The 22,881-nt window shown below is 44.7% G+C and carries 21 protein-coding genes; 15 read left to right on the forward strand and 6 right to left on the reverse strand.

Features of this window, described 5'->3' with window-relative positions; genetic code table 11:
* Positions 1-727 precede the first annotated feature (727 nt).
* From NGAR_RS14650 to NGAR_RS14665, 4 genes are all read right to left on the reverse strand, one after another.
* The gene (locus NGAR_RS14650) at positions 728-1,153 is read right to left on the reverse strand and encodes a hypothetical protein (RefSeq protein ID WP_015020569.1); all 426 of its coding nucleotides are present in this window, start codon (positions 1,151-1,153) and stop codon (positions 728-730) included.
* 706 nt (positions 1,154-1,859) lie between these two features.
* Positions 1,860-2,405 (reverse strand): hypothetical protein, encoded by a 546-nt coding sequence (locus NGAR_RS14655; protein WP_015020571.1) that lies wholly within the window; start codon positions 2,403-2,405, stop codon positions 1,860-1,862.
* A gap of 92 nt (positions 2,406-2,497) precedes the next feature.
* The gene (locus NGAR_RS14660) at positions 2,498-3,715 is read right to left on the reverse strand and encodes a hypothetical protein (protein WP_015017779.1); all 1,218 of its coding nucleotides are present in this window, start codon (positions 3,713-3,715) and stop codon (positions 2,498-2,500) included.
* Positions 3,716-3,763: 48 nt separating this feature from the next.
* The gene (locus NGAR_RS14665) at positions 3,764-4,429 is read right to left on the reverse strand and encodes a hypothetical protein (RefSeq protein WP_015020572.1); all 666 of its coding nucleotides are present in this window, start codon (positions 4,427-4,429) and stop codon (positions 3,764-3,766) included.
* A 631-nt stretch (positions 4,430-5,060) separates the two neighbouring features.
* Between NGAR_RS14665 and NGAR_RS14670 the strand changes: the two genes are divergently transcribed.
* The 6 genes from NGAR_RS14670 to NGAR_RS14690 all read left to right on the forward strand — a co-directional run bounded on the left by NGAR_RS14670 (position 5,061) and on the right by NGAR_RS14690 (position 11,103).
* Positions 5,061-5,294 (forward strand): winged helix-turn-helix domain-containing protein, encoded by a 234-nt coding sequence (locus NGAR_RS14670; RefSeq protein ID WP_228369369.1) that lies wholly within the window; start codon positions 5,061-5,063, stop codon positions 5,292-5,294.
* Between the two features lie 1,497 nt (positions 5,295-6,791).
* Entirely contained in the window at positions 6,792-8,132 is a 1,341-nt protein-coding gene (locus tag NGAR_RS14675; RefSeq protein ID WP_187147541.1) for an ATP-binding protein, read from the forward strand.
* A gap of 717 nt (positions 8,133-8,849) precedes the next feature.
* Positions 8,850-8,996, forward strand: a complete 147-nt coding sequence (locus NGAR_RS17935; RefSeq protein ID WP_187147542.1) for a hypothetical protein — start codon at positions 8,850-8,852, stop codon at positions 8,994-8,996.
* On the forward strand, positions 8,990-9,376 hold the full coding sequence (locus NGAR_RS14680) for a DUF892 family protein (protein WP_187147543.1): 387 nt from the start codon (positions 8,990-8,992) through the stop codon (positions 9,374-9,376). The genes NGAR_RS17935 and NGAR_RS14680 overlap by 7 nt, the downstream gene beginning before the upstream one ends.
* Complete coding sequence (locus NGAR_RS18970) at positions 9,373-9,570, forward strand: DUF892 family protein (protein WP_015020577.1); 198 nt, start codon at positions 9,373-9,375, stop codon at positions 9,568-9,570. Before NGAR_RS14680 ends, NGAR_RS18970 begins: the two co-directional genes overlap by 4 nt.
* A gap of 1,194 nt (positions 9,571-10,764) precedes the next feature.
* The gene (locus NGAR_RS14690; RefSeq protein ID WP_015020580.1) at positions 10,765-11,103 is read left to right on the forward strand and encodes an antibiotic biosynthesis monooxygenase family protein; all 339 of its coding nucleotides are present in this window, start codon (positions 10,765-10,767) and stop codon (positions 11,101-11,103) included.
* Positions 11,104-11,148: 45 nt separating this feature from the next.
* Here the strand turns inward: NGAR_RS14690 and NGAR_RS14695 are convergent, their stop codons facing one another.
* Both NGAR_RS14695 and NGAR_RS14700 read right to left on the reverse strand, forming a co-directional pair.
* Entirely contained in the window at positions 11,149-11,814 is a 666-nt protein-coding gene (locus NGAR_RS14695) for an alpha/beta hydrolase (RefSeq protein ID WP_015020581.1), read from the reverse strand.
* 2 nt (positions 11,815-11,816) lie between these two features.
* Positions 11,817-12,959 carry a ring-cleaving dioxygenase gene (locus NGAR_RS14700; RefSeq protein ID WP_148681550.1) on the reverse strand — a complete coding sequence of 381 codons (1,143 nt, stop codon included), beginning with the start codon at positions 12,957-12,959 and terminating at the stop codon, positions 11,817-11,819.
* Between the two features lie 324 nt (positions 12,960-13,283).
* Between NGAR_RS14700 and NGAR_RS14705 the strand changes: the two genes are divergently transcribed.
* The 9 genes from NGAR_RS14705 to NGAR_RS14745 all read left to right on the forward strand — a co-directional run bounded on the left by NGAR_RS14705 (position 13,284) and on the right by NGAR_RS14745 (position 22,813).
* Positions 13,284-14,564, forward strand: coding sequence for a hemolysin family protein (locus tag NGAR_RS14705; RefSeq protein ID WP_015020583.1), 1,281 nt, complete (start codon positions 13,284-13,286; stop codon positions 14,562-14,564).
* Positions 14,565-14,805: 241 nt separating this feature from the next.
* A complete protein-coding gene (locus NGAR_RS14710) occupies positions 14,806-15,450 on the forward strand; it encodes a hypothetical protein (protein ID WP_015020584.1) in 645 nt (214 codons plus the stop codon).
* Between the two features lie 362 nt (positions 15,451-15,812).
* Positions 15,813-17,348: a glutamine-hydrolyzing GMP synthase gene (gene guaA, locus NGAR_RS14715; RefSeq protein WP_015020585.1), complete on the forward strand. Its 1,536-nt coding sequence runs from the start codon at positions 15,813-15,815 to the stop codon at positions 17,346-17,348.
* A 163-nt stretch (positions 17,349-17,511) separates the two neighbouring features.
* A complete protein-coding gene (locus NGAR_RS14720; protein ID WP_015020586.1) occupies positions 17,512-18,126 on the forward strand; it encodes a Cdc6/Cdc18 family protein in 615 nt (204 codons plus the stop codon).
* Between the two features lie 150 nt (positions 18,127-18,276).
* The gene (locus NGAR_RS14725) at positions 18,277-19,623 is read left to right on the forward strand and encodes a hypothetical protein (RefSeq protein ID WP_015020587.1); all 1,347 of its coding nucleotides are present in this window, start codon (positions 18,277-18,279) and stop codon (positions 19,621-19,623) included.
* A 141-nt stretch (positions 19,624-19,764) separates the two neighbouring features.
* Positions 19,765-20,319: a hypothetical protein gene (locus NGAR_RS14730; RefSeq protein ID WP_015020588.1), complete on the forward strand. Its 555-nt coding sequence runs from the start codon at positions 19,765-19,767 to the stop codon at positions 20,317-20,319.
* 1 nt (position 20,320) lies between these two features.
* A complete protein-coding gene (locus tag NGAR_RS14735) occupies positions 20,321-20,773 on the forward strand; it encodes an AAA-associated domain-containing protein (RefSeq protein WP_148681551.1) in 453 nt (150 codons plus the stop codon).
* Positions 20,774-20,788: 15 nt separating this feature from the next.
* Positions 20,789-21,088, forward strand: coding sequence for a hypothetical protein (locus NGAR_RS14740; RefSeq protein WP_015020590.1), 300 nt, complete (start codon positions 20,789-20,791; stop codon positions 21,086-21,088).
* A gap of 222 nt (positions 21,089-21,310) precedes the next feature.
* Positions 21,311-22,813 (forward strand): carboxypeptidase M32, encoded by a 1,503-nt coding sequence (locus NGAR_RS14745; protein ID WP_015020591.1) that lies wholly within the window; start codon positions 21,311-21,313, stop codon positions 22,811-22,813.
* The last annotated feature ends 68 nt before the right edge of the window (positions 22,814-22,881 follow it).

Genomic DNA, 22,881 nt, shown 5'->3' on the forward strand with positions numbered 1-22,881 from the left:
TCAGGATGCTTCTTAATCAAGATAAAAACTCTTTAAAATAATGGCTTTCAAAATAGCGATGCAGCCAACCGCCATCATGGCTGTGAACGTAGCCGAAGAAATCATACACACACGTCGCCAAGCCCGAAAGCTGCTGTTGCGAATAATGCCACCAGCAAGTAGGGCTTGCCTGTCATGATGCTGAAACTGAAACTGCCGATTAGGACCGATAATAACTCTTTAAAATCCTGCAATTCAGATAAAACCTGTACATAATATCAAAGCGGTTAGAAAAGGAGGAAACAATATTGGCCTGTAAGGGAATATGCGAGCAATTTCGTGCAACAAATTCGTCTGACAACCTTCACTACCTTTCAGGGCAAAAAAGGTGCCAACACTGCAGCCTCTTCATGTATGTAGAGGGAAACATGTGCCCATGCTGTCATCACAGGTTGAGGCTGTCTCCTAGACCATCAAAACACAAAAGGAGATTTCTAAATGAAAGGCAAGTTCGTCACTAGCTGCTGGATAAAAAATGGCTCAGGATATCTTCTAGGTCCAGCTTACAGGTATTCTGCTGCCGACTTAAGCTGTTGTTGATGATGTCCCGACTGGTTTGTATGTGCTATCTTACGGAAGAAGACGAGACAGCGACCATTATTTTAAAGAGTTATTATAGACATCTTTTTGCCCCGGTTTTTATTTATTTATGAAAAGTGTTATTTGATTTGTGCCAATTACCTCTTTATTAGCCGCTTTTATTACCTGCAGGAAGCTCTAGTTGCTTTAGGAAAAGATTGAATACTTTTGTGTATATTTCGTATACGATTGACTCATCCCCATATGAAGCCCTCTGGCGAGAATACTGCTTTGCCACCAAGACAAGCAATCTTGACAGGACAGCTGATATCTCATCGATATCGCCACGGTTCAAGCTTCCCTTTGCAGAAGAAAATGATGATGGAGATTGAGTATCAGCCATGATGACAGAAACGAGCGTTCTTGCTCTTTCTAGGCTGATTGGATAAAAATAACGAGCCACATCCTTAGGCATGGCGTCTAAATCGTATACAAAGAGATACGCTGCCGAAGAAAAGAACTTTTGAATAATCCCATGCTCCTCTGCAATACTCTTTGTCACATCTACAAGCTTGTTATGATGGAGAATTTTCATATGATAATTCAAAGAGGCATTTGATAAACCAAGCTCCTGTGCAAGTTGGGCCTATGTCATTGGCTTTTCTCTGAGCAGGTTCAATATCGCCCTCCTCATTGGGTCAACAAGCACTTTGGCAATCGAAACTTTGTCTACTATGTAAACCGCTCGCATTTTGATATCAATAACATTCTCTGCCTATCGATGTAATAAACAATATTATTTACTTTAATGATTAGATGTATCAGCACAATTAGATTTATCTACATGCTTTCAATAATAATACTATAATGGTTCCAAAAACTCTTACTGATTGTAGCCCTTCACTGGTAAAAATTGCCAAAGAGGTTTGTACAAACGAGGGTTTGGATTTTGACGCATTAGACCTCCATCAAGCAAGAGGTCTGCTTTATTTCTGGTGTTTGAGCTGTCGAAGAACATATCCGCTGACAGATCTAACAATTTCAAAAAGGAGGAAGGTCTGTATCCACTGCAACAGTTCAATAAAACTGCACGGCGCAAGCAACAAGTTTGGCAGGCTCAGAAGGACAATTTTCTTTCGAAAGCAAGCTCGAAAAGTAAACTAGGATCAGCATGCATACATGCATAATTGCTTGCATGCGGCTACATGAGCTTCCAAAATATGATCCAACTTATCGTCGGATCAGATCTCTGTTCTGACGAAAACGTGACAGCACACCGCACCTCCTCCATCTATTTTTTGCTACATTACAGGATATCCTTGGGCATTTCTGTTTGCCTTTAATCGCAATACAATAACCACAAGACCTATGGCTGTAGCAGAGATGATGGTGGTAGTAGTTATCCCTCCCATCGGAAATTCAGGCACAGCAACAACGTTAAAGTCAGCTCGCTCGATAAATTGTCCTCCTCCAGGTTGCCTGCCTTCAACTGTATTGATAACTACTGCTACACTAATTGATCCTGCATTCTCAAATATTATTTGGTGCGTTCCAGTTCCTGTAGCATCTGTATTCTGCACTGTAAACTCTTCAATCGTGCTGCCGTTCGCATTTTGCACTATCAAGTCATAGTTTACCCTATTTAGTGGAAAGCCTGTGTTATCCTCAAAAGTGACTTCAAATGTCACTTGCTGTCCCGGCTCAATGGCTTCCGGAGACCAATCTAGCTTTACAATATAGGTGCCTCTTCCTGTGGTCTGGCTAAGTGGAGGAGTAGGTACAAATGCCTCTCCTTCTGGAACTGGCGGCTGGCCTGTCCCTGTGTCTAGCAGCTCAAACCTAAACAAAATAGGCGGCTGGCCTGTGGTAATATCTGCATATGTTTCTGCTCTTACAGGATATGGAAATTCATTAACAATCCATATTCAGTACCTGGCAATTAGCCACCATCAATTATAACTGACCTGCTGTTTTTGATCTGTACCGAGTACACCGCGCCGTATTTCTGCTCCAGTCCCAGCCGCAGAAAAAGCAGCATATGAAAGTACGTAAATTCTGCATCGTATCTTCTCCCGTACCTTCCGCGCGTCGCCTTGCTGAGGTACTGCCACTTGATGTACACCCACTCATTCTGTATAACAAGCGATGCCAGAACATAGAGGAAGCGCAGTGCTGGACTCCTGGATGACGTCCTGGCCCTGCTCTTTCCCATCGCCCTGTATGACGATTCTATGCCAAATCTCCTCCGGTACTCGTCAAACATCCGCCCTACCGGGATATTGACAAGGCCTGCGGCATAGTACATGTACTGGACGCCGCGTTTCTTCCTGTACCTTTTCTTCCGGTATTTGGCAACGGCATACAGCCTGAATGTGCATTTCTCGCCGGTGGCAGAATCTGTCATTTCGCAGTCCGGTACGACGAAACTATCCCTTCTTTTCCGGGTCAGTCTGGATAACGTGCCGCCTTTCCTGCCTCTTGGAAAAGCGGCTATGATGTACGGGATACGCATGGAATTGAGGTAGCTCATTACAGCTGCTGTAAAGAACCCCTTGTCAAGGAACAGGCATTTTATCACGATGCTCGCCTTCTGTACCTCTGCAAGCAGGTACCTGACTACTCCAACCAGTGCTTCCCCCTCCCGGATGTACCTGGTGGCCAAGGTGAACCTCCTTCCATGGAGCATCACGTAGGCGCTGGCGTACGTGAAAAAGTGGGTCGTGCCGCTCCTGGCCCTGCCGCGTCTGACATCCCCCTCATTCTCAGGCTCGCCGTGGTAGGGAACGTCTGTCATGTCGATGGCTATGTCGACAGCTCGATTGTGCAGGGTCTCCGCCACCCTTTTCTGCAGCAGCCTGTTGGCGGCCGACTGAATCCACGAAATGTCAATCTTGGACACGTGGTACTGGACATCCCTCCTGGACGGGGTGCTGGCCAGAGTACAGCAGGCTTGTGTTATGGATGTCCCACCGGTACAGGCATAGACCACAGAATTTGCTATATCGACTACTGAATACCGCCTTTTTCTGAAATCGGCTGGCCTGAAGACTGGCAGCAGTACGTTTACTGCATTACCAAGTACTCTCTCATGTGTCAAAAAATGTTTGTCGGTAGGTTCTTGGGTAAATGTACCGCACTGGATTGGCAGGGTTCTCACAAACCATGCGTCTCTGGTGGCAGCTTTAGCTGTTGCCAGGGACGCCCTTCAACAATCGACTAAAAAGCTGCTCACAAACTCGTTATTGCCAAGTACTGATATTCTATTATCTACTTGGCCCCTGTGCCATCCAATAACGGTGGCATCAAAAGTACCACCTGCCACGGTCACCTGCTCTTCTCCTAGTGGCCTTACTTCCTCACCACCTATTGCGGCTATCTTGCCCCAGGATGGCTGCCTGAGTGATAGCGGGCTTGATTGCTGGGTAAATGATTCAAGCCATTGAATTGATCCTCGGTATCCATCTATGAATGGTTCCATTGCTTCAGGAATGTCAGACCCACCTAAAGCAGCCAAATTGTTTCCAAGCCTAAGAGTACCTTGCAACACCTTTCCTTGAAACACAACATAAACCGGTGCAATCCATTCTCCATCTTGCTGCTGCTCTCTAAAGTGAATTGTCATTTCATATGGTCTGCCATTGTTGGTGTCAAGCTCTTCAATTCTGTACTTTACCCACATACCCTGCTTGACGCCTTCTCCCACGTACCAGAGGTCGTCTGTCTGAGCGTATACTTTCTTGATGGCAACAGCGGATTCATCTAGCATAATAATAATATCGGCTATAGGCACAAAAGTGCCAATAAGGAGAGCAGAGGCAAGCAGAAAGAAAGCGCTGCTGCGGTCTGAAAGCGGAACTAACTGTTTTGCCATTGTTATATATGGTACATAACTAAAAATTTAAAAAAGTATATAATTTGATTCTCAAATCTGGTAACATATTGTCAATGCAGCGTTGCGCCGCGTGTGCAAGTTGCTGAAAAACTGCTTGTTCTAGTTTACTTCCTCTGAAGCTCCAATCAACGATCCATACTTGCCAAAAAGAGGGACACCAAATCTACCAACAGAGCTATCTCTGACCTTTTGTATATACCACTGATGATCACCTCCTCTTCCCCTATTTTCACACAATCAAGCTCTGCGAATAGCGCAGCCAAGCATCTCTCTCTATAGGGTCAGGTACTCCTACGACAAAAATGCAGACATCGCTTTGAGGGGTTTGTGCTTGATAACTGCTACCACAACTATCAGATTACGCTTGCATTTGATTTGATTTTTTTTATCTATCTTCGTCGTGTAAATACATGATGAGCTACATCTTCTTCATAATCGTCAGGTGGTTGTGCACCAGTTCAGACCATATGTATACATACAGTCGGCCCAAAAGCTGCTGCCGCGAATGATGTGCCGCCAGCAAGCAGGTAAGGACTGTTTCTTTATAATATAATATAAATTCTTTAAAATTCCAACATCGACAAGAGGATCTACTATTGCTAGAACCAAAATTCGGCTCAAAGTAGTAGCAGTATTGCGAGCTGTGGCAAGCCCAATTACAATGCTGCAAATCATGCATAAGGCCTTTACCACGGCTGATGTCGCAAAGGCAGTAATTCAAGAGCTTATCAACGAAGAATTGCTGGCAAGAGAGCCCGGCACAAAGCTTTACCGTATTACACAAAAGGGTCGAAAATGGCTTGATACGATGCAAAATAGTTTAAGCACACAGCTACAAATATAGCATGTGTGTGTCTTGGTTAACAAAACTCTTTAAAATTTTGCTTTTGAAGCCAAACAAGCAACCATACATCCACACCATGTGTGTGGTTGCTGGGTAATGCGTCACCAAACCAAGCCTGAAAGCCAGAGGTGCATTTATGGCAAGTAGGGCTTGGTTTATTATTACTACACAAATTGCTTCTCTTGATAAAAAGGAAAATAAACTCTTTAAAATAATGGTGTTGAAGAATGATATGCAACCACGCAGGGCGAGCGTAGTTGTACCTGCAAGGCCGTAAATACCAATCAAGCCCGAAAGCCGTCAGTTCTAGTGCTTAACAGACATTGTTTGACGGCAAGTAGGGCTTGCTTGCATTTTGGTCAAAAATAAACTCTTTAAAATCATCATACCGATAGTAGACAAGGTGGCTGCTAATGCAGTCGCTTAGGGTTTAGCCAATCTAAGCCCAAGAAAGACCAGCAACCGCGTGTCACAAGAGGCCTGAAAGCTGCTTCAAATTAAAAAGAAGAAGAAGGTCTTCACTGGTAGTGAGTAGGGCCTTTTGCTCTTACTCTATATGAATTTCGCCGATAGCGAGCTGAGAGGTAGATAATAATGTGGTCGTCGCAGGGTTGCATTGCCCGCCCTTGGTGTTAATGACTAGCTTTTGCGGTTTGTCGTCTATGTGCTTCTAAAGATAGTGTGTGTATGTGTAGCCTAGGTTAAAGAGATGGATAAAAGATGATGACGGCGGCTCCCTCTGGATAAAAGGAATTTGCACAAAGATCGCCTGCTTGCATAACCATAATAATGAACAGCGCCACAACAGGTAGGCAAAAAATACCACCACTATTACTAGAACCAGAGTTCAAGGGTTCATCTCCGAAACGGCAGCTGAACAGCTGCTACTACCCTTTTTTCCTTCTTCTCCTGGAATGGAAATAATAATCCATCGCTAGCGGTGACCATTTTTATCAGCTGATCTCTGTTGCATGGTTTATACACAGGTGTGCCACACACCTAGTTTCGTCATTATTTCCGAGGAAAACGGGCATTACGCTGTGCCTGACACCCCACAGTATTTTTGCAGCCAAAAAACACGGGCTTCATGCTTTGTACTTCCTCCAGAGTTCCTCTCTTTTTTCCCTGCGGACCAGCTCTGCAATGTTTTGTTATTGTTGGCCGATGATCTTCAGGTTTCTTGTTTCCCGACTTTCAGGCACAGGCATTTGTTTGCATATTATCATCATCATAATCAGCATTTAGCAGAGCTCTGAATAGAGACCCCCTGTAGGAAGCTTTCTTCGCAAGAAGGTAATGACTGAAAAAGGTGGCAAGAAATACACGTTAGAATTTAGAAATGAGTTCATTGCGCAGTACATATATTCAACTCATGTTTGAACTTGGCAAGTAGATATAGTTCATTTAGCGGGCAGAATCAAGTTAAAACAATCTCCTAGAAGAGTCTATCTTACTGTTTAATAGTAATAATACAAGCGAAGTTTCATGACTTCTTTTTTGGCAGAAGCAGGGTTTGCGGCTTCAGAGCATGAGACAATTCAGGTCTTATCTACGCCTGACAGGGTAAAACGGCACTACCTTAATCTAGTCAGGATCGCAAGGTCTGAAATTCTTCTAACATTCCCAACTGTAAACACAATTCACCGGGAACGCGAGATCGGTATTGTGGATGAATTAAAGAAAGCAGTTAAACGTGGTGTACAAATTAGAATTCTATCTCCAGAAGACGACTTTATAAAAGACAAACTGGATGAATTGAGGTCGAGCGGGGTTGTCATTAGAAGGATTGAAACTCCCACAGAAACAAAGCTTAACATGATCATTGTTGACAAAAAGGTCTTGCTGGTAGTAGAAACAAAGGATGATGCAAGAAGAATATTCAGTCAGGCAATAGGGCTTGCTCTATATTCTAACAGCAAGGCAACAGTGGTGCCGTGCGCTTCAATTTTTGAAAGCTTGTGGAGAGAAACATACCTTTATGAGAAGAGTCGAGATGCAGAGAGGATAAAAGGCGAGTTTGTGAATATTGCCGCGCATGAACTGCGAAACCCTATAATGCCTATTCTTAATGGTGCGGATCTGATTCAGCAAGGATTAATGAAGCACAAAGACAAGTTCAGGAAAGAAGATTTCGAAGAGTTATTTTCCAGCGCGTCCTTGGTAATACGTAATGCGTCAAAATTAATGAAACTATCCGAGGATATTTTACAGGTAAGCAGGATAGAAAGCGGAGTTCTATCTCTAAATTTAGAGGAGGTTGACCTAGAAAAGCTTGTTAACACGGTAATAGCGGACATAGAGAAAAAGTACCTAGGAGAAAGAGACGACGTGAGAATAATCTTTGATTCCAAATTGGATATAGCCGATAGTAGCAGTAGTGGGAGTAGTAGTGAGAATGGAACTAAGATTTACTGCGACGGACCAAAGATATGGCAAACCCTTTATAACCTGATTGACAACGCTGTCAAGTTTACTGAATCCGGTGAAGTCGGTATTTCTGCTTCGGTTTTCAAAGGTGAGGTTATGATCCAAGTGCAAGATTCAGGGAAGGGGATAGACCCCGAAATAATGGACCGCCTATTCGAGAAATTCGCATCCAAGTCTAACGGTGGGACAGGTCTTGGACTCTTTGTATCCAAGAAGATTGTCGAAGCGCATGGCGGTAGGATATGGGCCACTCAAAATAAAGAAAAAGGGGGCGCCATCTTTACATTTACATTGCCGACAGACCTCCTTCCTGAAATACCCGAGGAAGAAATTTCCTCTGCTAAAGACGACAAAGCCGCCAGCTACGCAAGTTCTCAAGAGAATGTTACTGGTTTTAAAACCCTGTCGTAAGCAAAAGAGAGTCCTCCAGACTTCCAGGGCTTTGTTTTTATGAGTTATTACTTTTTAAACAAAGTCATGCAATCAAACAGCTATCCAAGCATGGATTGTTGACTTTTTAAACAAAGCCGACTTCCCGGCAAGCTTTAAAATATCCTTTTCATCATCGACAGTAAAATAAGAACCAAGGCTTTTCCATCCTTCTTCTTTTCAATATATAATAGATTATATAGTTCTGCTTCGAGAGTTTTCGAAGCCTGCTTCATTATGGATGCTAGGTGCTTCAGGTTAGGAGTTTGTCGCTCTTATAGAAACCCGTCTTGCTTCACAAAGATGCTTTTGAAATGACGCTGTATTAATTTATCCCGCTGACTCTTTTCTAGAATATTGAAATCAGCTGCATGATAGCATGCATCGGTCTTCTTGATATCTTGGTTGGACAGAACAATTCATAATCTATAAGATCGGAGACCTTCTCAAATGCTATAAATTAACTCATATCCCCTAGCCATGTGATGCCCTGTCTGCCTTCCCTTTCTGTGACAGAGCCTCGCTTAATGCTTGGTTGGGACGAGGACAGGTACAGCGAAATAGTTTGAAGGTTAATAAAGAGGTCATTGAGAAGCTGAACGTCAGCTCGGCCTCGGTCGTCCTAAGGTGCTTTACCAACTGGCAGGAAGCAAGCCATCAATTAAGCATGAGTTCTATGTCCATTAGCTAATACAGCAATTGGCAGAGAAAGGCTTTGTCTGTAGAGCAGAGAAAGTAGGGCCAGACATACAGATACCATCAGCAAATGTTGCAATAAACTTCGAACTTGGTTCCTCGAACATCTATGGCAACATTCCAAAGGCTTTGAAGGACATGCAGTGGTGATCATATTCCCAGATAAAAAGGAGATACTAGACGCCATATCTTCGAAAATAAAGGCTGAAAATGCTGCTACAGAACGTCTGCAAAATAGAATAAGAGAAACACCAATAGAAGATGTAAGAAAGCGACTTGCAAACCATTTAGATGAAACATACGAGCATCAGCGTAGGCTTCAACAGCTTATCAGAAACTTGAGCGGAACTCCAACGGATTCCAAAGGTCATTTGCCAAGCCTGGTTCCTCCAGCGACCTCATTGACAGCTAAAACTGTGAAAGACACAGTAAGAGAGACGGTAAAGGAAGCTGCTACCGGCGGTGGTACTGACACAGGTAGTAGACTAACATTTGAGGAAATGGAGCTAATGAAGACAAAAATGATATGATAATAGAGGATGCTGAAGTGGTATCCTACAAAATGATAATAAAAACTGCCGAGTGGTTCGGAATTAAGGATGATGCTATCATATCTCCTCTAAAGCAGACACTACGTGAAGAAGAGAGAATGGCACAATGGCTAATGGATAATTCTCCATCAATACTTGATTATCATTGGTCAAAAAGATTGAAGCATCATTAACAGGAAAGAGTGAAGAGGAAGTTAGAAGAGAAAGGTCCCCGTCTGCTGCAACTACAGCGTAAATTTATAGAAAGTAGTCTTTCATTATTAATGCGCGATTGATGATAATAATAATGCGGCAGGCTCTTGCAGAACTTAGTGCAATAATGCACCTCTACTAATTTTGGTTTATGGGCACAAAAAGCATATAGAATGACAGTAGGACTTGACAAGGGCGATGTTGATTTCTTGACTGATACTGGAGTCTTTGACAGCAAGCCGATGGAATCAGATGGTGCATCAAGTTTGTTAGAATCTATGGCCTTCCTGCAATCAAACAGATGATAATAGAACAATAAAGAAAGAGATTCAGTCTATCGTCGTAACAGATTTTTCTCATTAGAATAAATAATCCTGCCATGCTTGTGTGTATGTAAAAAATTGCTGTCCCAACCAGAGGAGCGGCACCACCACCAATGCCATGGGCATCAATGCACTCGTTGCGGATTTATTTACAATTGTGACATCACCAGTTCCAACAACAAATGCTTATTTCCATTTCATTATGGAAAATGCCACCATTGCAGGTTATGATAGCCAGCTGATCTTTTGATTCTTTACTTCTCTTGATTTGTGTTCCGCGTTTTTGCTATCCATCAAATAATAACCCTTAATAGAGAATAGTATTCGTCATTTGCTTGTCAAAATTTTTCAATACTGCTTTCAATGCTTGAAAATCAAAAGAACTATTACAATTGATTTTTCTGTCGGTTTTTGCGCGGCGAAAACAGATGGTTGGATCATTATTATCATCATCCTTCTTTGACTCAACCTACTAACTACAAATGCTGAACTTAAAGTAGCCACGCTTGCTGCCATCATGATGACTCCTACTAGGACCCAATTGACCGCTGGCAATTGAAGTGTTGGAATCTCGGTGATGCTGGGAGAATAGAGGCCAAAAACTCATCAAAACTACTCCTGCAGCCATAAGACTCATCACTTTGAACATATTTTTCATATATGATTGATATGAAAAAGCTTAAGACTTCTAAAGCTCCAAACATTTGATCCACATCAGCTAAACAAGCTAGATAGCTAGCTAACTTCCATACAGCTCAAAATAGAGCATTACAAAATACTCTAAAAATAAAACAGGAAGTGAGATCCGTTAAATTTACAGTGCCCTGTAAATCTATTATTATTGGCTGATAAATGCCAAATATCAGATACGTCAAGAAAAATATTGTATATTTTAAATCTTCTCTAGACAGAGAAAAGGGTACTAGCATATTCATTGAATTTTTCCGCGATATAATAGCAGCAAAGGTCCAAGCAGGGAGAGAAATGAAAGGGCACATGATACTTCAAAGTATAAGCAATCCAAATGAGTCAATTGTTCTTACATTCTGGGAAACAAAGGAGGAGATGGATAAATTCTACTCTCCAGATAACAAATTATTAGCCGACCTTGTTGAGCGAGTAAAGCCACTATTTGAAACAATGCCAGAGAGATCCGATTATACTCTGTCGGCAGCAGTATTATTATCATGATCATTATTATTATTTACACCTGCTGCTGAAGATGATTCATAAACACTAATGCTGTTGCAGCAACCACTGTCTGGCTGACTGTATGTCGTCATCTGTTAGCTCATGACCGGCGTTTTTTTGCCACTTCAAGGTAACAATAGTAGCACCAGATTGCTCAAACAGCTTTGATAGCTTTTCTGCTTCCTGTCTTGGAACTATGGGGTCGCGCAACCCAGATGACATGAAAATGCGCTTGCCAGAGAGGTCTGGCAGCTTGTCAGGAACAAGGGGCACCATTGCCCTGAAAAGTATTGCGCCTGATAGCGTCTTTGGTCTGAGCAAAAGTGTACTTGCCGCAATGTTCGCACCATTGGAATACCCTACTGCCAACACGTTGCCTTCATCAAAACCATAGGCACATGAAGCCGCTTCAACAAAATCTGCCAGCTCGTGTGTTCGGTACTTCAGATCGTCGATGTCAAATACGCCTTCAGCTAGCCGGCGAAAGAAGCGTGGCGTCATGCCGGCCTCAAGTATTTTGCCCCTTGGGCTTAGCAATGCAGCATCTGGATCAAGTGCTTGTCCTAAAGGCAACATGTCATCTTCATTTCCTCCGGTTCCATGCAAAAGAAGCAGAGTAGTTGTTGTTTGTTTTCTGGCAGCAGTCCCCTTGGCTGGCGGCACATACCGATGAACAAAACCAAGCCTTCGCGGGATTTCTGGAGGTGCCATTGCTATGCAACGCTACTCTCTTCTTTATGCTGCTTCGTCATATTTCTTGGCGGCAGATTTACAGGAGGAAGCACCTCCTGCTCTAACTTACTGCGAAGAGGCTCGTACCATTCTGGCAACGTTAACTTTGTTCCTAGCTCCTCAGGCTTTTGGTCTATCGTCATTCCAGGCGGATCGGTGGCAATCTCAAAAAGAACACCTCCCGGCTCACGAAAGTAAACAGAATGAAAATACTTGCGATCAATTACGGGTGTTGGATCAAGGTGAGCCTGCTTGATGATACGTCGGCGCAAGTCAAGCTGGTGGCTATCATCAGAAGCCCGCCAGGCAATGTGATGCACGCTGCCTATCCCTACAATGCCCCTTGTGATATCTGGCTGGCATACCACGTCAACTACTGAGCCTATTGCCTCTGGAACCTCGCCTAGTTTTCTGTTGTTTATAGCCTTGAAACGAAAGCGCCCTTCCCTCTCATCTTTTGCTACAAGCTGAAACTTCATAGTATCTGTCAGGAGTGAGGCAGTATGCTCGTACCCTTCTTCTGAGATGGCAGCTGAATGAAAAGCCCTTAGCGCATGCTGCGCATCGACTGGCCCTTCTTTCCAGACGTTGTAATAATTAATTGCGGAGACGTCTTCGTTCTGAATTTTTTTCTTTGAATGAACATACGATGAAACACTTGAAGGAGCGACCAGCTCTAGCATCATCCCATCCGGGTCATGAAAAGAGATGAATTGCTCGGCGTCATTAAAGCGCGTAGATGGGCCTACAACTGAGACGCCATTGCGACGAAGTCTATCTACCCAGTATTCCAGTGATTTTGGTGGAATAAGAAATGCAACTGTGGTAACCTGTCCTGTTCCACGAGTTCCCTTGTGTATATCCGGCCACACAAAGAATGTCAGCAAGGTTCCTGGATGGCCCATATAGTCGCCGTAATAGAGATGATATGAAGTTGGATCGTCAAAATTAACTGTAATTTTCACTGGCCTTAGACCTAGGGTGCCAGAGTAAAAGTCAATGTTGCGCTGGGCATTTCTTGTGATTGCAGTGATGTGATGGATGCCAAGAACTCCGCCTCCCGTTGCTGCTGTTGCGGCGCCCTTTTTCTTTTGATCCTTTTTTGTTACTCTACTGGCCGCCATATACGTTTGCACCTGGGATGACCTTATATATACAGGTTTAATCGAGGCTGAAGACTGTAGTTGAACAATTAAGAAGATAGGGACAAAAATAGTAGAGACTCAAAAGACACACACAAATGAAATGGGAATTAAATCGCGGTAATAGTAATAACATAACAGCAGCAGAAGAAGAATATTCAGATAAAAACTGTAACAGAGAGATTCAATCGTTAGAAAAGAGAGAGCCTCCTTAGGCTTCATCGGCTTTGACCTATAACTTAACAACAGCCACCAGAGCCTTTTTTACTGCCAAGCCCGTAACATTTTGATGAAATTTAATAAAGTATGGTAGTAGAGCTACAGTTTGCTATCCCAGCCTTAGGAGCGTTGGTCGCATTATCTGCTTTTTTCAGCGGCCTTGAAGTTGCACTTGTCTCCCTAGAAAGGGGACAGCTAAGGCGATTGGTAAACGAAAAGAGGTCCGGTGCAAACTCCCTTGCAAAACTCAAGTCCAATCCAAAGAGGATGCTCATTACGATTTTGCTTGGAGTTAATTTGGCTAACATAGGAGCAGCAGCTGTAGCAACAGATGTTGCAATTGGCACATTTGGTAGTCTGGGACTGGGTATTGCAACAGGAATAATGACATTTATCCTGCTTGTATTTGGTGATATTACTCCAAAGGCATATTGCTACGCGCATGCAGAAAAGATATCGCTCACATTTGCGCGCGTTATTCTGGCAATACAGTATATTCTATATCCTCTGGTAATTCTTTTGGAACTGATAACAAAAGGGATGTTCAGAGCTGTCAAAATTGAAGAAAAGCCCAAGAGATTGAGTGAGGCAGAGGTACGCGCCATTTTGGATATTGGTGTCGAGGAGAAGGTGCTCATGAAAGAAGAGCGTGAAATGATGAAGGAGGTTCTAGAGTTCCATGATACCGCGGTAAGAGCCATAATGACCCCCAGAAATGCCATGTTTGTGCTAAGTGCGCGGTTGCTGATTTGGGACGCATTACCATTGATAAACAATAGCGGATTTTCCAGAATTCCAATAGTTGATGAAAATAACAAGGACAATGTATTGGGCATTGTTCACACAAGGGATGTCCTAAAAGTTGTTGAAACAAAGACAAGCTACATGATGCTAAAGGACATTGCAAGAAAACCACTTTTTGTCTCCAAGGATATGCCGATAAGCAAGTTATTGAAAGAGTTTCAGGCAAGGCACCTTCAGATCGCAATAGTGGTCGATGAATTTGGTAGCACTGAGGGGCTTGTGACTCTGGAAGATGTTATTGAAGAGCTTGTAGGTGAGATAACAGATGAAAAGGACATTGAACTCCAGATGTTGAGAAAAGTGGATAGGCAGACTGTGGTTCTTCAGGGAGATGTGGAAATTGACGATGTTAACGAAGCGCTCAACGTCAACCTGCCAAAGGGCAAGGATTACTCTACTATAAGCGGGTTGCTGCATGAGCACCTGCAAAGGATACCAAGGGAAGGCGATAAAGCTACTATAGGGAACGTGATAATTGCTGTAGAAGAAATAGGAAAGAACGTTCCATTAAGAATTACCGTACGCAAGGTAAGCGAAGAAGAAGATGAAGAGACACGAAAATAAAAGAAGAAGGCTGAGCTAAAAGGCTTTTTTCATGATGCTTTTGTGACTTCTGTATATATATGATGTCCCGTCGTAACATTATGGAGCGTGAAAGAAATTGAACCTTAAACCTTCTGACAATATCACAAAAAGATAGTAAAAGCTCACCTGCTTGAGGTGAGACGGATATGTTCTACAGAAGTTTCCGCCCAGACTAAAAGCTATTATATCTTTTATGTTGTAGAGGGCATGCTATAACATAATGTCATCATCAGGCTATTCCGAGGACGATATCAGGCGCGCGGCAGACATACGCGAGTGGCTGATCAAGCAGATAGAAGACAAGCAGGAGGAAGTCGAGCGCTTGCGCACGACTTTGGCCATCATTGACAACCTGCTAAAGCAAGGAAGCTTCAAGGCAGCAGCTAGCATTGGCTTTGCCACGGCAGCAGGAGGAGGAGGACCTACAGCCACTACAGCACAGGTACAGCAAACCAGGCAGTCACCATCATCACCAAGGCAGCAGGCAGTAGCCCCGACGCTCAAATCGTCTGACAACAGAGATATCAGGCCACTCAAGCGAGCCAAGGACGATTTCTGGCTTGCAAACGCAGAGGTGTCGCCAAACGCAGTTGTGCTTGTGCCAGCACCTAACGTCAACCTAAATGTCAACACACCACCTTTCCGGTCATTCTTCCTAAACAGGATACTCGATGGGATGAAGAACAAGGATGCCAGCCAGGGCATAAAGGAGCCTAATGCCCTCAATTACAAAGTTGATGAGGACAACGGCGAAATCAAACGTATCGTGATAAACAACTACCGCGATAAAGATCGCCTGCAGGAAATATTCAACACTTCTACATGGGTATTTACAAGGATGCTGGAAAAGAGCGGCGGAAAATAGAAGAAGATCGAGGTTCTGTCAAAGTGTCCGTTGACTCCTTGACTTCTTGGCATCTACTCTGCGGATTAGCTTCAGTCCCACGTTCCGCATCATTGCTTCACCTGCCAAAAGCCTTTTGAACCGTAGAACATATCACGGCCCTTCGGAGCAATGCACCGGTTGAGCTTGACCATTGCCCTTTGAGTTTTTTACGCTGATCACGCAACGCGCCCTAAAACCCGCCCACAGCAGACTACTTGGCATCAAGTATTCCACTTCCGTCCTCTGCTTTGCGCGCAGTCCTCATCGATTGATGGCTTCTATAGAAAAGAATGAGGCTAGTACCTAATAAAGCCCATTAATTCTAAACTTAGCAGATACGAATGGACAAGATAGTGGTTCTGGATTTTGGATCGCAGTACAGCCACCTTATCTGCCGGCGAATCCGCGAAGCCAACGTGTATTGTGAATTATTGCCATACAACACACCTGCAAAGGTAATCAAGGAGATAGACCCAAAAGGGATCATTTTCTCTGGTGGGCCGGCAAGCGTCTATGCAAAGGACGCGCCCAAGCCTGACAAGCAGATATTCCAGATGGGCAAGCCAATCCTTGGCATTTGCTATGGGCACCAAGTGCTTGTTGACAATTTTGGAGGCAAGGTAAAGCGAGCGAATAGCCGCGAGTATGGCAGGGCAGGGCTTGTCATTGATGACAAGGCAGACCTGTTCAAGAACTTGGGCCAGAGTAGCATCAATTGCTGGATGAGCCACGGTGATGCGGCAGAAAAGCTGCCAGAAGGGTTCAAGGTGCTTGCTCATACAGAGAACTCGCACTCAGCAGCAATTGGCAACAAGGAGAAAAAGTTCTATGGAATCCAGTTCCACCCTGAGGTAGTGCACACCGAGCGGGGCGTTCAGATATTGAGGAACTTTGCTCAGGAGATAAGCGGTGCGAAACCAGAGTGGGACATGGAGAGCTTTATCGAGTCAACAATCAAAGACATTCGCAACCAGGTAGGCAAGGAGAAGGTGCTGGCAGCGGTAAGCGGTGGCATTGACTCGACTACAGTGGCAGCACTCATGCACAAGGCGATAGGCGACCAACTGCGCTGTGTGTTTATCAACCACGGATTGCTGCGGCAGGACGAGGAAAAGGATGTAGTGAAGCTGTTCAAAGACCAGATGGATATCGATCTCATTTACATCAATGCAGAAAAGCAGTTCCTTGGCAAACTGAAAGGTGTGACAGACCCAGAGAAAAAGCGCAAGATAATTGGTGAAGAGTTTGCCAACGTGTTTGTTGATGTTGTAAAAAAGAATGGGCCGTTTCAGTGGCTTGCACAGGGCACGCTGTATCCGGACGTGATTGAAAGTGGGGTTTCAAAGGGGCCTGCTGCTGTGATAAAGACACACCACAACGTAGGAGGGCTGCCAAAGTGGCTTGACCTCAAGGTGATAGAGCCATTGAGATATTTGTACAAGGACGAAGTGAGGAAAGTCGCCAGGCTGCTTGGGGTTCCAGATGACTTGCTAAAGAGGCACCCATTCCCTGGGCCAGGGTTGGCTGTCAGGATAATAGGCGAGATCACTCCTGAAAAAACTAGGATTTGCAAGCATGCAAGCAAGATAGTGGAAGACGAGCTAAAGGCTGCAGGATGGTATGATAAGGTGTGGCAGGCATATGCAGCTGTGGGCGACGACAGGGCTGTCGGAGTATTAGGCGACGAACGGGTATATGGGCACATTATAATGATAAGGGTTGTAGAGTCGGTAGACGCAATGACTGCAGACTGGTCGCGCCTGCCCTATGAGTTGATTGAGCGAATGAGCAGCAGGATAACAAATGAAGTTGAGGGTGCAACATGGGTCACTTATGCTGTGTCAAGCAAGCCGCCGGCAACGATAGAGCCGCAGTAGGGATCTTGTTTAATATTTTTATTCTAATCTTTTTGCAAGTGTATAGAACACAAAATCCTCCAAGTATTTTTGCAGCTCGGCATGATAGTGCATGAGCGCGAATCTGCATATACGAACTCGCAAGGATGTTGGTATCAATAAAGAGGATGCATACTAATGCTTCTTGGATGAAGTAGACCAGATAAGACAGCCCCAGGTACTATACACTCTGGCGAGATACGGCTTCGGCCTGCTCATGATATCTAACCACAGCTTCATCAACTGGGATCTGGACGGCAGAATAAAGTCAAGTTTGATTCTGAACGAAGTGGAGTTTAAGCCCTATTCCAAAGAGGAGTTGTATGACATCATCAATCAGCGCGTATCGTTTGCGCTCAGGCCAAGGAGGATTGAGCCTCATTTGATCAGGGCAGTCTCTGTCATGGCCGAAGGCGACGCCAGAGTGGGGTTGTTGATGCTGAAGGCGTCTGCAAAAAACGCCGAGGCACGAAGTGCAGACAACATAACGCTGGACGATGTGAAAACGTCGTTGAAGGGAGCAAGGAGACTTCGCGTGTCGTATCTATTGAAGTTGAACGAGCATCAGCGAGTGCTATACGACATCATGAAAAAGAGAATCCGGATCACGTCTGCCGATCTATACAAAGAATATCGCAGGTCTACTCCAAAGCCTCTGGTTGACCGAGCGTATCGCCGCCACATGCAGCGCATGATACAACTCGGGCTTGTAAAGGAGGAAGGTTCCGGGCGCTGGAAACGCTACGAGGCAGTTTCATAGTCAGAAGGATGTGCAAACCCAATGTAAAAATGATAGCTCGCAACCAAGAGGCGTATTAAATGACCCAAGCTTAGCCTCATATAGCATTTACATCCCTGTCACCTCCATTTGCCAGAAGTCTTTAAGCTAGAGGTGAACATAACATGAACTATGAGCGAAGTGGATGAAGACAATGATTCTAGGACAATTATCCCCTATGTGGGCGTGGACAGGGTCATTGAAACAGTTCAAGCATTATACAAGGCACATGCCCGGGAAATAGGAATATCAGAGCTCGCTACCCTGATAGACTGCAAAGTGAGCAACATCAATGACGTGAGCCTAGCCATGGGTCTTCCGGGGTTATCAGAGACAGTAAATGGAAAAATCGTACTAACTAGCGAAGGTATGGTCTTTGCGCAGGCAATGGCTTCAAATGAGGAAGAGAAGGCAAAGCAGATAATCAAAGCCGCTGTCGGCAAGTCTGAAGTTTTGAAATTTGTAAAGTCACTGCTAGAGGCGCGCTCTGAAATCTCAGGCGAAGAGATAGGCCGCGCGCTGATGGATCGGTTCAAGAAGAACTGGAAAGATGTGAGGACATACCGCGCATTTGGAAACAGTTGTGCTTCGATCATTTCGTTCGCCGGGTATGGCTACTTTGGCAACGGCGTTCTGTCGCTAAATGCCGTGACAAAGAAGGCGAAGTCAGACATCTATCCGCCAGAGATAGGGTATAACCCGATGATCAGTCTGTTGACTGTGCTGAACGGCTACGAGAGGGCAAAGCTCTCGGAGCTATCTCAGAAGTTGGGCACTGGAGATCGGTCATTGTGGGCCCACTTGGCCATTTGCGGGGCTTTGGGTCTCGTGGAGAAGGATCTGAGCGGATCGTATCGCATTACCGAGACTGGAAGGAAGCTTCTGGACCCCACTCTGTCAGCAGACAAGAAATCTGACATATTCAGGGCATGCCTCTATGGCAGCCATTATGCTGATGTCATTCGCAAAATGGCATCTGCTGACAGGGACCTCACAGCCAATGACATAGGCGGGATTCTGACATTCCATCTCAAAAGGGATTGGTCGCCAGACACAAAGGAAATCTATGGGAAGAAGTTTTTGACATGGCTCAATGCCGCCAACCTTGCGGTAAAAAGTCAGAGAGGGTTATACAGGGTCAAGAGCGACGAGGCCGCGACTATTGTGGCTGCCGAGGTAAGCCAGCCAAAGACCGAAAAGATCGACTACCTGCCTATCTTCGAAATCGGGCGACATCTGGGCGCCTTAGAAGCGTTGGCCGAGGATGACAGGAGCAAGTCTTTCTCTGACAAGGTCGCTGGCCTGAAACTGTTGTTGCAGGATCATCCTGATCTGGGCATGCTTATTGACATGCTCAAGACCAATTACGAGCTTGCAATCGCATCAAACAACCCGTCCATATTCAAAACAAATCTGGACTTCGTACGGCAGAAGATCAAGGAGCGCATGAAGCTCGAAGCAATGGAGGTGTCGCTATGACGGAGCAATTGAAGACAATTCAGGAAATAGTCCTACCCGGTCAAAAATCTGAAGATGGAAAAACAGATTGAAGTCATCAAGGGCTAAGTCTTTTATTATGAGAAGCACGGCACAGGCGCTTCGTACAAGGACATTGCGTCCGTGGTAAACGCGAGCCTGTCAAACGTGAGCGAATGCCTGAAGTTCTGGAAGAGCCTCGGCATGCTTGAGGACCAAGATGGGAAAAGTAAGCCATCACAAACCTTGACAGCAATAGTGCAAAAGATGGAATGGGGCTCTGATGATGACGGCTGGAAACTGTTCAGAGACGCAATAGGCAGCTCGTGGTTTGTATCAAGTCTGGCTGTTGCCTTCAGACTGAAAAAGTCACTGAGCGAAGACGAGATCCTTAACACGCTCGGCTTGACGTCCAAGCTCCCCGATAGGGAGAAGGTGGAGAAGCCGTTGAAGAATCTGATTCAGCTCCTGAACATATCCAAAATCCTGATTCCTGGCGATGATGGCAGGTATACTCTAAATCCTGACATAGCGTCAAGGCAATCTACAGGAACTAACATGGTCGTCGATGACAGCAAGCAGATGGCTCAGGTGAGAATCGGTGGCGATACTTACGTCGTAGAGGTAGAGGCACTGAGGGACTTTGTCAAGGCCAACGGCAAGACCGTAGACACGAACGTCAATTCTGTGGGTGGCTAAAGTGACCAAAGCGCAGACTGCACAGGAATACAGGGTACAGAAAGTCACTGCAAAGGTGATTATGGAGGTCGTCGAAGGATGCTCACATTCTGGTCTGAGCGTGAAGGACGCTGCGGAGTATGTAGGCGTTTCAGTCGAATATGCGCGTCGAGCCGTGGACATCGCGACCCAATTTGGCATGCCGGTAGAGTCAAGCGGCACATATTCGCTGGCACCAGACGTAGAGAATGTGGCAAAGGCTGACGAGGAACAAAAACGCATCATCTTCAGAAAGTATCTCCAGCGTTATGAGCCAATCATAATTTTCATCTCGCTTCTCTCAAAGGGCAATAATCCTGAGGTCGCTGCGAGAAAGGTTGGCGTGATATATGCGATTAACAACGGTAAGGACAACATAGAGAACATGTTCTTGGAATGGGGAAGGTATGCTGGTATAATCGAGGAATCAGAATGAAACATAGTCCTTAAGGTGCCTGCAGAGGGGCTGCCGGGCGAAAGCATGAGGAGTCTCTTGGAGGCGATGCAGAACGATGTGACCGCGCGGCTCTACATATCCAACAAACTCGGGACAGACGTCTTCGGCTTCCTGAAGCACGATGAGGTAGAGCTCTTTGTGTCGGCCATTGCAAAGCATAAGGCGGATCCGAGAACATCAGTGGGTGAAGCGGGACAGGCTTTTGAAGATGTCTTGCGACGCATCGACACGGATAAGGGCGTAGACATGACGCCTTGCAAGGGGATACAAGAGCTTGCGGATAGGCACTGTTAACTTACCGTCGGCTGAGCATTTGTCTCATATATCCTTGAACAGACGACAAGTTAGCAGCACCCCACCATTACAAGCTTGTTTCAGAGTAGAACGTCGTTATATGGTTGCTTGAAGAATAAAATCTGTGTTTTCTGTGATATCACTTCCAAAACATCATATCAGATATGCCCAGCAATGATTAATAGACTGATCTGCTTGAATCCCTGAAAAGTGTGTGGCGACATGAAATCCAATAACCCTGTCATAAACCAGATTCTCGATGCTTACAAACCTGTATGGTCCATAAATCACGCCACTTCTCTAATGGGCTGGGACTTTGAGACCTATATGCCCAGGAAAGGCACTGAAGAAAGAGGAGTGGCCGATTCTCAACTTCACCTGCTGCATAAGCAGCTTTTGCTAAGCAAAGATTTTGTTGATCTTGTCGAATTAGCAAAGAAACAGCAGGATGGCCTTAACGATGTAGAGAAGGGAATCGTACGAGTGCTTGACAGGGACATAACCAGGCAGTTAAAGATACCAAAAGAGTTGACCGAAGCAGAGTCTTTGGAAAGAATAAGGGGCAACATGGTCTGGAGGCAGGCGAGAGAAAAATCTGATTTCAAGATGTATGAGCCCTATCTCAAAAAGATGATAGAAATAAAGAAGCAAGTCGCTGACAAGATAGGCTATGAAAAGCATCCATATGACGTGCTTTTGGATACATTTGAAGAAGAGCTTACAGTAGATGATTTGGACAAGGTATTCGGAGTGCTGACTCCGCAAATTCAGAAAATATTGAAAAAGCTCGTAGATTCAGGCAGCCCGTTTTGCAAGGAGAGCAACCTTGGAAAATCAAAATATGACGTTCAAAAAGTTGATGAGCTCAATCGTGAACTTTTGAATCTCCTGCAATATGATATGGAACGTTTCAGAATGGATGTATCCACCCATCCTTTTACTGAAGCTATGGGTCTCAATGACGTCAGAATAACTACTCGATATGAGGGAACTGATTTCAAAAGGTCGATATCTAGTACTATCCATGAAGCCGGTCATGCCTTGTACCATCTGCAGTGCGATCAGTCATTCTCTGTCACTCCTGTTGAAGGTGGATCTTCGCTAGGACTTCATGAATCTCAGTCAAGGTTTTGGGAGAACATTGTAGGCAGAAGCCGGCCTTTTGTTCAATTGATAGCTCCCTTGATTAGAAAGCAAGTAAGTTTTGCAAACCAAGCTACAGATGGGGACCTGTACCTGTATTTCAATAATGTCAAGCCTGATTACATACGAGTCGACGCCGACGAAGTTACTTACAATCTCCATATAGCAATAAGGTACGAGATAGAGAAGAAAATATTTGGAGATGAGCTAAACATCTCTGAAATTCCTGGATTCTGGAACGATAGAATGGAGCAGCTGCTTGGAGTGAGACCAACCGAGGACTCGCAGGGCGTACTTCAAGATACTCATTGGAGCAGTGGCCTCTTTGGCTATTTCCCTACTTACACTTTAGGGAATTTGGTTTCTGCGATCATTGCTGCAAAGCTGCGCAAAGACCTGAAGAATTACGAGGAAAACATCAGGAAGGGAGATTTTGAGCCCATCAAAGAATGGTTAAGACTAAAAATACATCAACACGGATCTGTTTATGCACCAAAAATGCTTCTTAAGAATACCTTCAATGAAGAATATAATCCAGATTACTTCGTGACCTATTTAGAGACCAAATACCTTGGGTCTTAAATGGCTTGAAAAAAGATAGCTGTGGGTAAAAATATGAGCAGTCTCTTAGCATGCGATGTTTGGCTGGG

The organism is Candidatus Nitrososphaera gargensis Ga9.2 (genome assembly GCF_000303155.1).
GTDB classification, from domain to species: domain Archaea; phylum Thermoproteota; class Nitrososphaeria; order Nitrososphaerales; family Nitrososphaeraceae; genus Nitrososphaera; species Nitrososphaera gargensis.